This window comes from Streptomyces sp. NPDC001709, assembly GCF_053596375.1.
Map to the genome: position 1 here is coordinate 72,401 of NZ_JBSFGB010000027.1, position 14,875 is coordinate 87,275.

11 protein-coding genes and 2 tRNA genes are annotated in these 14,875 nt (G+C 69.5%); 10 read left to right on the plus strand and 3 right to left on the minus strand.

The features are described 5' to 3' along the window. Nucleotides 1-34: 34 nt before the first annotated feature. Together ACWC0C_RS32660 and ACWC0C_RS32665 are read left to right on the plus strand one after the other, a co-directional pair. On the plus strand, nt 35-1,207 hold the full coding sequence (locus tag ACWC0C_RS32660) for a PP2C family protein-serine/threonine phosphatase (protein WP_449195139.1): 1,173 nt from the start codon (nt 35-37) through the stop codon (nt 1,205-1,207). Nucleotides 1,208-1,275: 68 nt separating this feature from the next. Further along, nucleotides 1,276-1,725: an HD domain-containing protein gene (locus tag ACWC0C_RS32665; protein ID WP_449195138.1), complete on the plus strand. Its 450-nt coding sequence runs from the start codon at nt 1,276-1,278 to the stop codon at nt 1,723-1,725. 1 nt (nt 1,726) lies between these two features. Here the strand turns inward: ACWC0C_RS32665 and ACWC0C_RS32670 are convergent, their stop codons facing one another. Further along, nucleotides 1,727-2,848: an acyltransferase family protein gene (locus ACWC0C_RS32670; RefSeq protein ID WP_449195137.1), complete on the minus strand. Its 1,122-nt coding sequence runs from the start codon at nt 2,846-2,848 to the stop codon at nt 1,727-1,729. Nucleotides 2,849-3,356: 508 nt separating this feature from the next. Here ACWC0C_RS32670 and ACWC0C_RS32675 point away from each other — a divergent pair. Both ACWC0C_RS32675 and ACWC0C_RS32680 read left to right on the plus strand, forming a co-directional pair. After that, a complete protein-coding gene (locus ACWC0C_RS32675; protein WP_055703542.1) occupies nt 3,357-3,551 on the plus strand; it encodes a hypothetical protein in 195 nt (64 codons plus the stop codon). A gap of 65 nt (nt 3,552-3,616) precedes the next feature. Next, the gene (locus ACWC0C_RS32680; RefSeq protein ID WP_450867708.1) at nt 3,617-5,824 is read left to right on the plus strand and encodes a protein kinase domain-containing protein; all 2,208 of its coding nucleotides are present in this window, start codon (nt 3,617-3,619) and stop codon (nt 5,822-5,824) included. Between the two features lie 74 nt (nt 5,825-5,898). Here ACWC0C_RS32680 and ACWC0C_RS32685 read toward each other — a convergent pair. Further along, nucleotides 5,899-5,969, minus strand: a tRNA-Gly gene (locus tag ACWC0C_RS32685). A 150-nt stretch (nt 5,970-6,119) separates the two neighbouring features. Here ACWC0C_RS32685 and ACWC0C_RS32690 point away from each other — a divergent pair. From ACWC0C_RS32690 to clpX, 5 genes are all read left to right on the plus strand, one after another. Next, nucleotides 6,120-6,196, plus strand: a tRNA-Pro gene (locus ACWC0C_RS32690). A 178-nt stretch (nt 6,197-6,374) separates the two neighbouring features. Then, nucleotides 6,375-7,769 carry a trigger factor gene (gene tig, locus ACWC0C_RS32695; protein ID WP_450867710.1) on the plus strand — a complete coding sequence of 465 codons (1,395 nt, stop codon included), beginning with the start codon at nt 6,375-6,377 and terminating at the stop codon, nt 7,767-7,769. 247 nt (nt 7,770-8,016) lie between these two features. Further along, nucleotides 8,017-8,622: an ATP-dependent Clp protease proteolytic subunit gene (locus tag ACWC0C_RS32700; RefSeq protein WP_449195333.1), complete on the plus strand. Its 606-nt coding sequence runs from the start codon at nt 8,017-8,019 to the stop codon at nt 8,620-8,622. A 69-nt stretch (nt 8,623-8,691) separates the two neighbouring features. Further along, nucleotides 8,692-9,357, plus strand: a complete 666-nt coding sequence (locus tag ACWC0C_RS32705) for an ATP-dependent Clp protease proteolytic subunit (RefSeq protein WP_449195134.1) — start codon at nt 8,692-8,694, stop codon at nt 9,355-9,357. 171 nt (nt 9,358-9,528) lie between these two features. Further along, on the plus strand, nt 9,529-10,815 hold the full coding sequence (gene clpX / locus ACWC0C_RS32710; RefSeq protein ID WP_449195133.1) for an ATP-dependent Clp protease ATP-binding subunit ClpX: 1,287 nt from the start codon (nt 9,529-9,531) through the stop codon (nt 10,813-10,815). A gap of 125 nt (nt 10,816-10,940) precedes the next feature. Here the strand turns inward: clpX and ACWC0C_RS32715 are convergent, their stop codons facing one another. Continuing rightward, nucleotides 10,941-11,945, minus strand: coding sequence for a hypothetical protein (locus ACWC0C_RS32715; protein WP_450867711.1), 1,005 nt, complete (start codon nt 11,943-11,945; stop codon nt 10,941-10,943). A gap of 136 nt (nt 11,946-12,081) precedes the next feature. On the opposite strand from ACWC0C_RS32715, the gene ACWC0C_RS32720 reads away from it, so the two are divergent. Further along, nucleotides 12,082-14,706 (plus strand): valine--tRNA ligase, encoded by a 2,625-nt coding sequence (locus ACWC0C_RS32720; RefSeq protein WP_450867712.1) that lies wholly within the window; start codon nt 12,082-12,084, stop codon nt 14,704-14,706. Nucleotides 14,707-14,875: the final 169 nt, after the last annotated feature.

A 14,875-nucleotide genomic window follows, 5' to 3' on the forward strand; every position in this document is an offset into this window, starting at 1 on the left:
AAGCAGCCGGTCCGATGGATAGGGTCCCGAACTGATGGCAGCAGGACGAGAGCGGCGCGCGAAGGCCGAGACGTTCACGGCCCGGTGGAAGATGCAGTGGCACCGGGCCCGCACCGGCCTGCGCAGAAGCGCCGTGGACTACTTCCGCGGCGACGGCTCCGACTGGATCGCGTTCGTCGGGCTGCTGCTCACCATCCCCGTCCTCATGGCGATGACCCTGGTCGACTCGGTGTGGTGCTCCCCGGCCACGCTGGTGCTGCCGATCATCGCCGGTGGCCTGCTGCTGCGTCCGGCGAGCCTGCTCGGCCTGTACGCGGCGGGGGCCACCGCGCTGATCGTGGAGTCGGTGCGGCTCGGCCCGTACACGGAAGGGCCTTCGCGGGTCACTCCGGGCGTGGTCCTGGTCGTCGCCGCCTGCGGGTTCTTCGGGCTGCTCACCGCCCAGTTCCGCAGCCGGGTCGGCGTGCCCTGGCGGCGCGGCGGCACCATGCTGTTCGACCTGCGCGAGCGGATCCGGGTGCAGAGCAAGCTGCCGAAGCTGCCGCACGGCTGGCACCACGAGATGGCGCTGCGGCCGGCCGGCGGTCAGTCCTTCTCCGGTGACTTCGTCGTCGCCTCCCGCACGAACGGCGGCCGCACGCTGGAGGTCGTGCTCACGGACGTCTCCGGCAAGGGCATGGACGCGGGATCGCGCGCCCTGCTGCTGTCGGGGGCCTTCGGGGGCCTCCTGGGCTCCCTTCCCCCGCACGCCTTCCTGCCGGCCGCGAACGGCTACCTGCTGCGCCAGGACTGGGACGAGGGCTTCGCCACCTCCATCCATCTCGTCCTGGACCTCGACTCCGGCGACTACGAGCTGTACTCCGCGGGACATCCGCCGGGGCTCCAGCTGAGCGCGGGCAGCGGGCGCTGGGAGGAGAAGGCGGCCGAGGGGCCGCTGCTCGGTGTGTACGACGGCGCCCAGTTCGACCCCGTGAAGGGCTCGCTGCGGCCCGGAGACGTGTTGATGCTGTTCACAGACGGTCTGGTGGAAACCTCCGACCGCGACATCGTCGAGGGCATCGACCGCCTCACCGGCGAGGCCGACCGCTACGTCGCCGGCGGCTTCCACGGCGCCGCGTGGCACCTCATCGAGGCGGTCGCGAGGGACGTCAACGACGACCGGGCCCTCCTCCTCATCTGCCGCCAGGCCGCCCCGCTGACCCGCTGACCGCTGACCCGCTGTCCCGCTGGGGCCCGCTCTCGGGCGCCCGGTACGGCCGTTGGGACACTGGACGCATGACACAGCTCACGCTCGCCGAGGTCGAGGCCCTCGCCCGTGCCGCCCACGAAGGACAGACCGACAAGGCGGGACGGCCCTACGCCGACCATCTCGCCGCCGTCGCCGGGGGCGTGCGTGCCCGGGGCGGGGACGCGGAGCAGATCGCGGCGGCCTGGCTGCACGACTCCGTCGAGGACGACGCGCTGACCCGCGAGTGGCTCGAACAGGCGGCGCTGACGGCGCGTACGAAGGCCATCGTGGACGCCCTCACCAAGCGGCCGGGGGAGGAGCCGGAGGCGTACGCGCGGCGGATCCTCGCCACCGACGGCGCGCGGCTGGTGAAGGAGGCCGACCTGGCGCACAACGCGGACCCGGAGCGGCTGGCGGTCCTGGACGGGCCGACCCGGAAACGACTGACCGAGAAGTACGCCCGCATGCGCGCACTTCTCGGTCTGGGGCATGGGTGAGCTAGGCGCTGACCTTCTCGCGTGCCGTCCGCTGACGCTCGCGGGCGAGTTCGGCCGCGTCCTGCTTGAACGCCCACTCCATCCTCGGCTCGATCGCGAACCGGAACACGCGCTGCACGGGCCTGGTGCACAGGAGGGTGACCACGGTGGCCGCGAGGACGGTCATGAAGATCTCGCCGAGCGGGGCGTGCAGCCAGGCGTGGTCGAACCAGCCGCGGTACTCGCCGGCCTTCCTCGGGAAGCCGTGCAGCAGGTAGCCGTAGAGCGTGCCCGCGCCAAGTGCGGTGAACCAGGTCTTGCGGCCCGGCACCCAGGAGAAGAAGCAGGCGGTCAGCAGCACCGCGCAGCCGAACATCGCCAGCGTCATGACCGGACCGGTCCACCAGGGCGCGCCCAGCCCCGGCGCCGAGTCACGGCGGTAGAACCACGCGGTGTTCATCCGTGGCGCCGCCCACCAGCCGACGAGCAGCGCGGTCGCGAACACCGGCACGGACAGGATCCGCACCGAGCGGCGGCGCACCAGCCGGAAGTGCTCCGGCTTCAGGGACAGCCCGAGCACGAAGTACGGCAGGAACTGCAGGAGGCGCTGCATGTTCAGGACGTCGCCGATGTGCGAGGAGGTCGTCGCCAGCATGGCGACGACGAGGGCGAGCGGCACCGGCCACCGCACCAGCTTCCAGATCGGCGTGGTCAGCCGCCAGACGAACAGGGCGCACAGGAACCACGTCAGGTAGATGGGGTAGACGAGGCTGATGTCCTGTCCGGGGTTGTGGTTGAAGTAGCGCTCGAAGAGCGAGTAGGCCGTCTCGAAGACGATGTACGGCACGGCGACGCCGGTGAGCAGCCGCTTGAGGCGGGGCGGGCTCAGGTCGAAGCTGCGGGAGAAATAGCCCGAGATGAGGACGAACGCCGGCATGTGGAAGGTGTAGACGACGTCGTACACGCCCTGGAGGACGCGGCTGTCGCTCTTCAGCGGCTCCCACGAGTGCCCGATCGCGACGAGCACGATCGCCAGGTACTTGGCGTTGTCGAAGAACGCGTCGCGCTGCTTGCCCTCGCGCCGAGTGTCATCGCGGTGTTCGCCGGGTCTGTCCGCCTTCGCCGGTCCCTTCCGCGCACTCATCGGGGTACGCGCACCGGGCGCTCCGTCCGCCGGCGACTGTGCCGGGGGGAGCGGCCTGCGGTTCTGGCCGGGGGACGAGGCGGCGTCAAACATCTGAGGCACCCTAGCGGCGTCCGTGGGATTTCGTAAAACCCTCGCAATCATTCCTGGTTAACGGCTTCGGGCACTCGTCGATATCCCGGCAGGGGTCGTCAGTTCACCCCTGATGTCCCTATTCATCCCGACTAAATGGGGCATACGTCGTCTCTGTGTCATCGATTCGTCATCAATTCGAATTAGGTGTGCACGTGGTGTGTGTAGAGAGAAACCAAGTCGCGTAATTCCCCGGGAAGTTACGTGTGGATGCCCGTCGAATTCCTGTGCGGCGGGTCGCCCGTGCCGGTCCCGTGTCCGACGTTGTGTCACGGGCCGCATGAGGCGGCCGGGTTGGTGGCACGATGGACCTGGCGGGGGTGCGCGGGCCGTACCCCCGGGCCGGGAGAGGGACCGACCGAGGGTGTGATCAGTTGTGGCCATTTCACTGTCTGTGGTGCTGCTGTTGGCGATCATCCTGGTAGTACTGCTGAGAGGGGGGAACATCAAGGCGGGGCCCGCGATCGTCGCGGTCCTCTTCGGTTTCTTCCTCGCCTCGACCGGCATGGCCCCGTCCATCGACCGCTTCCTGAACTCGATAGCCGACTCGATCAGCTCGATCAAGTTCTGACCCGGAGCGGGGCCCGCGGATCGGAACACGCTGAACAACTTCACACCACGGGGGTACGTACGGGGATGGCGCTGCGCGACACGGACCCGGCGGAGATAGGCGGCTACCGCATCGAGGACCGCCTCGGCATCGGCGGCATGGGCGTGGTGTACCTCGCCAGGTCCGCCTCCGGCCGTCGGCTCGCGGTCAAGGTCGTCCACGGCCAGTACGCCGACGACGACGAGTTCCGCATCCGGTTCCGCCGCGAGGTGGCCGCCGCGCGCCAGGTCAGCGGCGCCTTCACGGCCCCCGTGGTGGACGCGGACGCCGACGCCCCGAGCCCCTGGATGGCCACGCTCTACATCCCCGGCGAGGACCTCGGCACCCATGTCCGCCGCCACGGCCCGCTGACCCCGGACCGGCTGCGCGAACTCGCCGCCGGCCTCACCGAGGCCCTGCGTGACATCCACCGCGCGGGGGTCGTCCACCGGGACTTGAAACCGGCCAACGTCATGCTCGCCGAGGACGGCCCGCGCGTCATCGACTTCGGCGTCTCCCGCGCCGTCGAGTCCACCTCCGCCGACGCCCTCACCCAGACCGGCCGGGTGATGGGCACCCCGCCCTTCATGTCCCCCGAGCAGTTCACCTCCCCGCACGAGGTCGGCCCGGCCACCGACGTCTTCTCCCTCGGCGCGGTCCTCGTGTACGCCGCCACCCGGCGCGGCCCCTTCGACAGCGCGAGCCACTGGGAGACGGCGACCCGGGTCGTCGAGGGCACCGCCGACCTCGACGGCGTACCCGACGAACTGCTCCCCTTCGTCCGCCTCTGCCTGGACAAGCACCCCAAGACCCGGCCGACCCCCGACGAGCTCCTGTACGTGCTGCGCGAGGGCCGGCTCCCCGACCGGCCGCCCATCGAGCGGCCCGATCGCGCCGGGCTGCCCACCGAGCCGGTACGACGCCACCGGCGCCGGTGGTGGCCGGCCGCCGTCGCCCTGACAGCCGTCCTGGCGGCGCTGGCCGTCACCGCCGTCACCGACCGCGGCGACGTGTCCGGCGCCGACCTGCCCGCCGGCTGGCAGCCCTGGCACCGCCAGGCCAAGGTCGTCTCCGTCGGGGGCCCGAACGGCTCCTTCAACCGCTGCGCCGCCACCGGCGGCTCCCTCGTCTGCGCCGGTGACGGCGTCCTGGCCGCCCGCTTCGCCCTCGCCGACGGCCGCCAGGCCTGGGGCAGGCCGGTGACCTCGAGCCCGGGGGACAGCGGCACCGTCTTCGGCTTCGGGGCGGGCGGCGTCGCGTACGTCTACGACGCCGCCGGCGGCGATCCGGACGCGCAGGACAACCCGACGACGACCCACTACACCGTCCAGGCGCTGCGGGTGGCCACCGGCGAGGTGCTGTGGAAGAAGCCCACCCGCCCGGCCCACCTGGCGCTGCCCGAGGACGCCAACACCACGGTCACCGACGACGGGCAGTCCCTGACCGAGCGCTCCGTCACCACCTACACCGACGGCGGCTACGCCCTGGTCACCAAGCGGGGCCTCATCACCGTGTACGGCGAGAAGGGCGACACCTATGCCCTGCTGGGCGCCGGCCACGGCGAGGTCCTGTGGCAGCACCGGCTGCCGCCGGCGGCCGTCAGCGGCAAGGACACCTGCGCGCTGCAGGGGGCCGGCGGACGGCCGTACCTGCTCTGCACGACCTACACCGACAAGGCCGAATCCGGACGTACGAGCGTCACCGAACTCGACCCGGACACCGGACGGCCCCGCTGGACGGTCACGGTCGACGGCAACCGGACCCTGCTGGGCCTGACCGGCGGCCACCTCGTCCTCGGCCCCGACGTTGTCGCGCCCGATCCCCCCGCGGTGCGCTCGCTGACCCTGATCTCCGGCACCACGCACGTGGTGACCACCGTGCGCCTGTCCCAGCCGGAGAGCGGCGCCACCCTGGGCCTCGCCGACGGCACCGCCTACTTCACCCGCACCAGCGGCAGCATCCGCGCCGTCGACCCGCTCACCGGCCGTCTGCGCTGGCAGAGCGACTCCACGGTCGAACAGCCCGGCCCGCCGCTGGCCACCGCCGACCGCGTCTACATCGCCTCGGGCACCGGCCGCCTGGCGGCCCTGGACGCCCGCACCGGAAGTGTCGTGGCCACCTCGCCGGGCCGCGACGACGGCGGTACGACCTTGTCCGCCCATGGCACCCACCCGCCGCTCGTCCTGGTGGGCGACGCCCTGTACGTGCCCTACGGCTTGCGCTCGGTCTACACGGTGAACGTCAAGGACCTCTGAACACGGCGGCTTCGAGCGCACCGAAGGCCCAGGGAGCGGGAAAACATCCCCTCACCTGGGCCTTCGGCATGCAGAGCGGGCGACGGGAATCGAACCCGCGTAGCTAGTTTGGAAGACTAGGGCTCTACCATTGAGCTACGCCCGCAACAGTGCGCCGCAGGTCGGCGACCGCGGCACTGAAGGCATCGTAGCGGGTCGCGCGCCGCCGAGGCCAACGAGTTCGACCACGCGGCCCGCCTGGAAGAATGCGGCCGACGGAAACGCCCGGGGCATGTACCCTACGTGTCGCACCAGACGGGGTGTGGCGCAGCTTGGTAGCGCGTCCGCTTTGGGAGCGGAAGGCCGTGGGTTCAAATCCCGCCACCCCGACCACTTGTCCACGACGTCGTGATGATCGCCTTTTGGGGCGCTGACCGGCTGCGGTTACTATGCAAGCTGCGCGCCCGTGTGACCCGGCCCCCGCGGCCTACGTACTCCTCCGGGCGGCGAATCCGCCGGACCTGTCTGGCTCCGGCGAAACCCAAGAAGTCAGCCACAAGGAGACCGAACCGTGAAGAGCGCCGTGGAGACCCTGAACCCGACCCGGGTTCGGCTCACTGTCGAGGTGCCCTTCGAGGAGCTCAAGGACAGCCTCGACGCGGCGTACAAGAAGATCAACCAGCAGGTCACGGTGAAGGGCTTCCGCAAGGGCAAGATCCCGGCCCGTGTCATCGACCAGCGGTTCGGCCGCGGTGCGGTGCTGGAGGAGGCCGTCAACGACGCGCTGCCCAAGTTCTACACCGAGGCGGTCAACGAGGCCGAGCTGAGCCCGCTGGGCCAGCCCGACGTCGACATCACCGAGCTGAAGGACGGCGAGACGCTGAACTTCACCGCCGAGGTGGACGTCCGCCCGGCCCTGGAGATCCCGGACTACTCCGGCATCGAGGTCGAGGTCGACGCCGTCGAGGTCACCGACGAGGACGTCGACAAGTCGGTCGAGCAGCTCCGTGAGCGCTTCGCCTCCACCTCCCCGGTCGAGCGCGCCGCCCAGGACGGCGACGTCGTCACCATCGACCTGGAGGCCAAGGTCGACGGAGAGGTCCTCGAGGACGGCATCGCCAACGGCGTCTCCTACACCATCGGCTCCGGTGAGCTGCTGGACGGCATCGACGACGCCGTGAAGGGCCTGGAGGCCGGTGGCGAGGCCACCTTCACCTCCGAGCTCAAGGGCGGCTCCGCGGCCGGCAAGGAGTCCGAGGTCACCGTCAAGGTCACCCAGGTCGCCGCCCGCGAGCTCCCCGAGCTGGACGACGACTTCGCGCAGCTCGCCTCCGAGTTCGACACCCTGGACGAGCTGAAGGCCGACAGCCGCAAGCGCCTGGCCAACATGAAGCAGTTCGACCAGGCCACCCAGGCCCAGGAGCGCGTCCTGGAGAAGCTGCTCGAGCTGGTCGAGGTCCCGGTCCCCGAGAAGCTGCTCGAGGACGAGGTCAACACCCGCAAGCACAACCTGGAGCACCACCAGCTCGGCCAGATGGGCCTCACCCTCGACAAGTACCTGGAGATCCAGGGCAAGACCGCCGAGGAGTTCGAGGCCGAGACCCGGGACGCCGCGGTCAAGGGCATCAAGACCCAGTTCGTCCTCGACGAGCTGGTCAAGAAGGAGCAGCTGAACGTCAACCAGGAGGAGCTCACCGAGCACCTCATGCGGCGTGCGGCCTCCTCCGGCATGTCCCCCGACCAGTTCGCCCAGGCCGTCGTCGAGGGTGGCCAGGTGCCGCTCCTGGTCGGCGAGGTCGCCCGCGGCAAGGCCCTGGCCGTCGTGGTCGAGGCCGCCACGGTGAAGGACACCAACGGCGAGATCGTCAACCTGGACGACGAGGACGAGACCGAGGCCGCCATCGAGACGGTCGAGGCCGCCGAGGGCGCGGACGAGACCCCGGCCGAGGAGAAGACCGAGGGCTGACCCTACGGCGCCTCTGAAGGACGTACAACGGGCCCCTGGGGACTATCCCCGGGGGCCCGTCTGTCGTACCGGGGGCGAGTCCCGACCTGACCGGTCGAACCGGCGGAGCCCTCCGCTACGCCCCCGGCGAACACCCGCATTCCCGGGATTCCCCGAAGGGACCATCGCGTTAGGGTCCATGAAAGGCAGAACAATGAGACGGCCCGGCGCCGTCGTAAGACGAGCAGGTGGATACGTGACGAATCTGATGCCCTCCGCCGCCGGCGAGCCTTCCATCGGTGGTGGCCTCGGCGACCAGGTCTACAACCGGCTGCTCGGCGAGCGGATCATCTTCCTCGGCCAGCAGGTTGACGACGACATCGCCAACAAGATCACCGCGCAGCTGCTGCTCCTTGCCGCCGAGCCGGACAAGGACATCTACCTCTACATCAACAGCCCCGGCGGTTCGGTGACGGCCGGCATGGCGATCTACGACACCATGCAGTACATCCCGAACGACGTGGTCACGATCGCCATGGGCATGGCGGCCTCGATGGGCCAGTTCCTGCTCACCGGCGGCACCGCCGGCAAGCGCTTCGCGCTGCCGCACGCGGACATCATGATGCACCAGGGCTCCGCGGGCCTCGGCGGTACGGTCTCGGACATCAAGATCCAGGCCGAGTACCTGCTGCGCACCAAGAAGCGCATGTCCGAGCTGACCGCGCAGCACTCCGGCCAGACCGTCGAGACGATCATCCGCGACGGCGACCGCGACCGCTGGTTCACCCCGGATGAGGCCAAGGAGTACGGTCTCATTGACGAGATCATCACGCATGCCTCCGGTGTTCCGGGAGGCGGCGGCACCGGTGCCTGACCGGCCCGGCCACGCCACGCACCGCCGAGACCGAAGCCCCCAGAACGCCACCAGGACGGTGAACACCCCATGAGCAACTTCCCCGGCGCCGTCAGCGGCATGTACGAGGGGCCTCGCCCCGACAGCCGCTACGTCATCCCGCGCTTCGTCGAGCGCACCTCCCAGGGCATCCGCGAGTACGACCCGTACGCGAAGCTCTTCGAGGAGCGCGTGATCTTCCTGGGCGTCCAGATCGACGACGCCTCCGCCAACGACGTCATGGCGCAGCTGCTGTGCCTGGAGTCGATGGACCCGGACCGGGACATCTCGATCTACATCAACAGCCCTGGTGGCGACATGACCGCCCTCACGGCGATCTACGACACGATGCAGTTCGTGAAGCCCGACATCCAGACGGTCTGCATGGGCCAGGCGGCCTCCGCCGCGGCCATCCTGCTCGCCGCCGGTACGCCCGGCAAGCGCATGGCGCTGCCGAACTCCCGCGTGCTGATCCACCAGCCGGCGGGCTCCACCGGCCGCGGTCAGCTCTCCGACCTGGAGATCATCGCCAACGAGTTCACCCGGATGCGTGAGCAGCTGGAGAACATGCTGGCCAAGCACTCCAACCGGCCGATCGAGCAGGTCCGCGAGGACATCGAGCGCGACAAGATCCTCACGGCCGAGGAGGCGCTGGAGTACGGCCTCGTCGACCAGATCATCTCCACCCGCAAGCTGAACAACGCCTCGGTCCGCTGACGCGGACAGGCATACTCTGAGCCCCCCTTGGCACGGTGCACGTCAAAGTGAACCCTGCCAAGGGGGGCCCGAACACCGGGCCCGGCAAGGTACCGTCGGACATAAGGCAGCACCAGGAGCCGCTGGACTCGAAAGCGTCCGGGCGTCTCCCAGGCGAAGGGGAAGCACACCGTGGCACGCATCGGTGACGGCGGCGATCTGCTCAAGTGCTCGTTCTGCGGCAAGAGCCAGAAGCAGGTCAAGAAGCTCATCGCAGGGCCCGGTGTGTACATCTGCGACGAGTGCATCGATCTCTGCAACGAGATCATCGAGGAAGAACTCGCGGAGACCAGCGAGGTGCGCTGGGAGGAGCTGCCCAAGCCCCGCGAGATCTACGAGTTCCTCGAAGGCTATGTAGTCGGCCAGGAGGCGGCGAAGAAGGCCCTCTCCGTCGCGGTGTACAACCACTACAAGCGGGTCCAGGCGGGCGAGAACGGCGGCTCGAACGGCCGTGACGACGCCATCGAGCTGGCGAAGTCCAACATCCTCCTGCTGGGCCCCACGGGCTCCGGCAAGACACTCCTCGCGCAGACCCTGGCGCGCATGCTGAACGTCCCCTTCGCGATCGCCGACGCGACCGCGCTGACGGAGGCGGGCTATGTGGGCGAGGACGTCGAGAACATCCTCCTGAAACTGATCCAGGCGGCGGACTACGACGTCAAGAAGGCCGAGACCGGGATCATCTACATCGACGAGATCGACAAGGTGGCCCGCAAGAGCGAGAACCCGTCGATCACCCGCGACGTCTCGGGCGAAGGCGTCCAGCAGGCCCTCCTCAAGATCCTCGAAGGCACCACGGCCTCGGTCCCGCCCCAGGGCGGCCGCAAGCACCCCCACCAGGAGTTCATCCAGATCGACACGACGAACGTCCTGTTCATCGTGGGTGGTGCCTTCGCCGGCCTGGAGAAGATCATCGAGGCCCGGGCGGGCGCGAAGGGCATCGGCTTCGGCGCCACGATCCTCTCCAAGCGCGAGCTGGAGGCCAAGGACGTCTTCGAGGACGTCATGCCGGAGGACCTGGTCAAGTTCGGCATGATCCCGGAGTTCATCGGCCGTCTGCCCGTGATCACCTCGGTCCACAACCTCGACCGCGAGGCGTTGCTGAAGATCCTGGTGGAACCCCGCAACGCCCTGGTCAAGCAGTACCAGCGCCTCTTCGAACTCGACGGCGTGGAGCTGGACTTCGAGCGCGAGGCCCTGGAGGCCATCGCCGACCAGGCCATCCTCCGCCAGACCGGCGCCCGAGGCCTCCGCGCCATCATGGAGGAAGTCCTCCAGGGCGTGATGTACGAGGTCCCGTCCCGCAAGGACGTGGCCCGCGTCGTCATCACGGCGGATGTGGTCCTGTCCAACGTCAACCCGACGCTGATTCCCCGGGATGCGCGGGGGCGGGGGTCGGGGGAGCAGAAGTCGGCGTAACGGCAAGGCCGCCACCTCTTGCGAAGTGGCGGCCGTGTCCGCGTCGTTCAAGCCCGTGCGAGGTCCGTTTCAGGCCCCTGTCGACGGCGAACCGTCCGGGACCCCTGTCGTACCGGCTGACGCCGTCAGGCTTTGACGCGCACGTCGTTGCGCAGCTTGGCCGTGAGTTCCGCGGCGTCGTTGATCGAGCCGCCCTGGCCGGAGGCGATGGAGGCGACGCTGAACGACGTGACGACAGCGACCGTGCTGTGGTCGCCCCAGACGCAGATCGGCAACTGCATGGTCTTCGGCACCCCCGCCTCCGAGGACGACGAGCCGCTGGTGTCGATCTGAGCCATCTGGCACTTCATGACGCCGTTGGAGAAGCCCGCCGGGTGGACGGCCTCGGGGCTGCCGATCAGCTTGCCCTTGGTGTCGGAACCGCTCTGGTCCTTCTCGGACTCCGTCTTGGCCTTGGCGAACAAGGCGTCGACGACGGCCTCTGGGTTGTCGACGGTCCCGTAGACGCCACTGAAACCGAGGCCCTTCATGGTGAGGCCCTTGCCGCTCTGGTACTTGGCGCTCACCTCGGTGGGGTTCTTCACGCCCCACTTCTCGTAGTCCGATTTGTTGGCGTCGCTGGGGTCCGTGGAGTCGGAGTCCGTCTGCTTCGTGTACGTGCCGTTGATGACCGACTCCGGCGTCGTCAGCTTGTGCGGCCCGTCATCCGCGATGCTTGAGCCGCCGCCCCCGCCGAACGCGAAGTACGCCCCCACCGCCACAGCCGCCACCACGGCCACCGAGCCGATGATCAGGCCGGTCTTCTTCTTGCCGCCGGCCGGGGCCGGAGGCTGCGGCATGCCGTAGGGCTGCTGGCCGTAGGGACCCGGCTGCTGGCCGTACGGCTGCGGCTGCTGCGGCACGCCGCCCTGCTGCGGGTAGCCGTAACCCGGCTGCGGCGGGACGGGAGGCGCCTGCTGGGGGTAGCCGTAGCCGGGCTGCGGAGCCTGCGGCTGCTGGCCGTACGGGCCCGGCTGGCCCGGCTGACCGTAGGGCCCCGGCTGGCCGTACGGACCCGGCTGCCCCGGCTGGCCGTAGGGACCCGGCTGCTGGGGCGGCTGGCCGTACGGGCCCGGCTGGTTGTTGCTCATTTCTGGGTTCCCCCTAGGACGCTTATGTGTTCCTGACATCCTGGACCAGGCGTAGGAAACGCACGGCACCGGGGGCCGCACCGTTACAGAACAATCGCGTTTCGGGACGAGCCCGCGACACCTCTAAACTGACCCCGTGACCGAGAACGCTCAGCAGCAGCCACCCGCGCCCGACTCCGAACTGCCGACCCAGTACGCGCCGGCCGATGTAGAGGGCCCGCTGTACGAGCGCTGGGTAGAGCGCGGTTACTTCGAGGCGGACGCCAAGAGCGACAAGCCGCCGTACACGATCGTGATCCCGCCGCCGAACGTCACGGGCAGCCTGCACCTGGGCCACGCCTTCGAGCACACCCTCATCGACGCCCTGACCCGCCGTAAGCGCATGCAGGGCTACGAGACGCTGTGGCAGCCCGGCATGGACCACGCCGGTATCGCCACGCAGAACGTGGTCGAGAGGGAGCTGGGCAAGGAGGGCAAGTCCCGGCACGACCTCGGCCGTGAGGCCTTCGTCGAGCGCGTCTGGCAGTGGAAGGCCGAGTCCGGCGGGCAGATCAGCGGACAGATGCGGCGCCTGGGCGACGGTGTCGCCTGGTCGCGTGAGCGCTTCACCATGGACCAGGGGCTGTCCCAGGCCGTTCAGACCATCTTCAAGCGCCTCTACGACGACGAGCTGATCTACCGCGCCGAGCGCATCATCAACTGGTGCCCGCGCTGTCTGACGGCCATCTCGGACATCGAGGTCGAGTACCAGGACGACGACGGCGAGCTCGTCTCCATGAAGTACGGCGAGGGGGACGACACCATCGTCGTCGCCACCACCCGTGCCGAGACGATGCTCGGTGACACCGCCGTCGCCGTCCACCCCGACGACGAGCGCTACAAGCACCTCGTCGGCAAGCTCATCAGGCTCCCGCTGACCGACCGTTCCATCCCGGTCGTCGCGGACACCCACGTCGACCCCGAGTTCGGCACCGGCGCCGTCAAGGTCACCCCGGCCCACGACCCGAACGACTTCGAGATCGGCCAGCGGCACGACCTGCCGTCCATCACGATCATGGACGAGCACGCCGTCATCACCGCGCACGGCCCCTTCCAGGGCCTGGACCGCCTGGAGGCCCGTTCCGCCATCGTCGCCGCGCTGCGCGCCGAGGGCCGGATCGTCGCCGAGAAGCGGCCGTACGTCCACTCCGTCGGCCACTGCTCGCGCTGCAAGACCACCATCGAGCCGCGCCTGTCGATGCAGTGGTGGGTCAAGGTCGGCCCGCTGGCGAAGGCGGCGGGCGACGCCGTCCGCGACGGCCGCGTCAAGATCCATCCGCAGGAGATGGAGAAGCGGTACTTCGACTGGGTCGACAACCTCCACGACTGGTGCATCTCGCGCCAGCTGTGGTGGGGCCACCGCATCCCGGTCTGGTACGGCCCGAACGGGGAAGTCGTGTGCGTCGGGCCCGACGACGAGGCGCCGACCGGCGAGGGCTGGCACCAGGACACCGACGTCCTCGACACCTGGTTCTCCTCCGGCCTGTGGCCGTTCTCCACCCTCGGCTGGCCCGAACAGACAGAGTCGCTCGCGAAGTTCTACCCGAACTCCGTCCTGGTCACCGGCTACGACATCCTCTTCTTCTGGGTCGCCCGGATGATGATGTTCGGCCTGTACGCGATGGACGACACCCCGCCGTTCCACACCATCGCCCTGCACGGCATGGTCCGCGACCAGTTCGGCAAGAAGATGTCGAAGTCCTTCGGCAACGCGGTCAACCCGCTGGACTGGATGGACAAGTACGGCAGCGACGCGCTCAGGTTCACCCTGGCCCGTGGCGCGAACCCCGGTGTCGACGTCCCGATCGGCGAGGACTGGGTCCAGGGCTCCCGCAACTTCGCCAACAAGATCTGGAACGCCACCCGCTTCGCCCTGATGAACGGCGCGACGGTGGAGGGCCCGCTGCCGGAGCCGTCGGCCATGTCCTCGACGGACCGCTGGATCCTCTCCCGCCTCAACTCGGTCGTCGCCGAAGTCGACGCGTTCTACGACGACTTCCAGTTCGCCAAGCTGTCGGACGCCCTCTTCCACTTCGCGTGGGACGAGGTCTTCGACTGGTACGTCGAGCTGTCCAAGACCGTCTTCCAGGCGGGCGGCGAGCCCGCGGAGGTCTCCAAGCGCGTCCTGGGCGAGGTCCTCGACGTCACCCTCAAGCTGCTGCACCCGGTCGTCCCGTTCGTCACGGAGACCCTCTGGACGACCCTGACGGGCGGTGAGTCGGTCGTCATCGCCGACTGGCCGAAGGACAGCGGCTTCCGCGACGCGGCGGCAGAGCGGGAGATCGAGACCCTCCAGTCGGTCATCACCGAGGTCCGCCGCTTCCGCGCCGACCAGGGCCTGCAGCCGGGCCAGCGGGTCCCGGCCCGCCTGACCCTGGACGGTACGGCGCTGGCCCCGCACGAGGCCGCCATCCGCCAGCTCCTGCGCCTCCAGCCGGAGGGCGAGAGCTTCACGGCGACGGCCACCCTGCCGGTCGCCGGTGCCGAGGTCGCGCTCGACCTGTCCGGCACGATCGACGTGGCGGCCGAGCGCAAGCGCCTCGCCAAGGACCTGGCGGCGGCGGAGAAGGAGAAGGCCCAGGCCAACGCCAAGCTCGGCAACGAGGCGTTCCTCGCGAAGGCCCCGGACCACGTGGTGGACAAGATCCGCACGCGTCTGTCCAAGGCCGAGGAGGACATCGCCCGCATCACCGCCCAGCTGGACCGGCTGCCGCAGGCGTAAGCGTTCGTACGCTGCCGGAGGCCCCCGGAGCCGTACAGGCTCCGGGGGCCTTCGCGTGCCCGCGGCTCGGGTCGCTCGCCGGCACCGCAGTTCCCCAAGGGGCGCGGGGAACTGCGCGACCAGCCCCCATGTACCCGCACCCGGCAATGGCGAGCAGCCACCCCAAACC

Bases quoted from the DNA above. Each gene is read 5' to 3' on its own strand.
- ACWC0C_RS32660 (WP_449195139.1), top strand. From the start codon at position 35: ATGGCAGCAGGACGAGAGCGGCGCGCGAAGGCCGAGACGTTCACGGCC.
- ACWC0C_RS32665 (WP_449195138.1), top strand. From the start codon at position 1,276: ATGACACAGCTCACGCTCGCCGAGGTCGAGGCCCTCGCCCGTGCCGCC.
- ACWC0C_RS32670 (WP_449195137.1), bottom strand. From the start codon at position 2,848: ATGAGTGCGCGGAAGGGACCGGCGAAGGCGGACAGACCCGGCGAACAC.
- ACWC0C_RS32680 (WP_450867708.1), top strand. From the start codon at position 3,617: ATGGCGCTGCGCGACACGGACCCGGCGGAGATAGGCGGCTACCGCATC.
- ACWC0C_RS32700 (WP_449195333.1), top strand. From the start codon at position 8,017: ATGCCCTCCGCCGCCGGCGAGCCTTCCATCGGTGGTGGCCTCGGCGAC.
- ACWC0C_RS32705 (WP_449195134.1), top strand. From the start codon at position 8,692: ATGAGCAACTTCCCCGGCGCCGTCAGCGGCATGTACGAGGGGCCTCGC.
- ACWC0C_RS32715 (WP_450867711.1), bottom strand. From the start codon at position 11,945: ATGAGCAACAACCAGCCGGGCCCGTACGGCCAGCCGCCCCAGCAGCCG.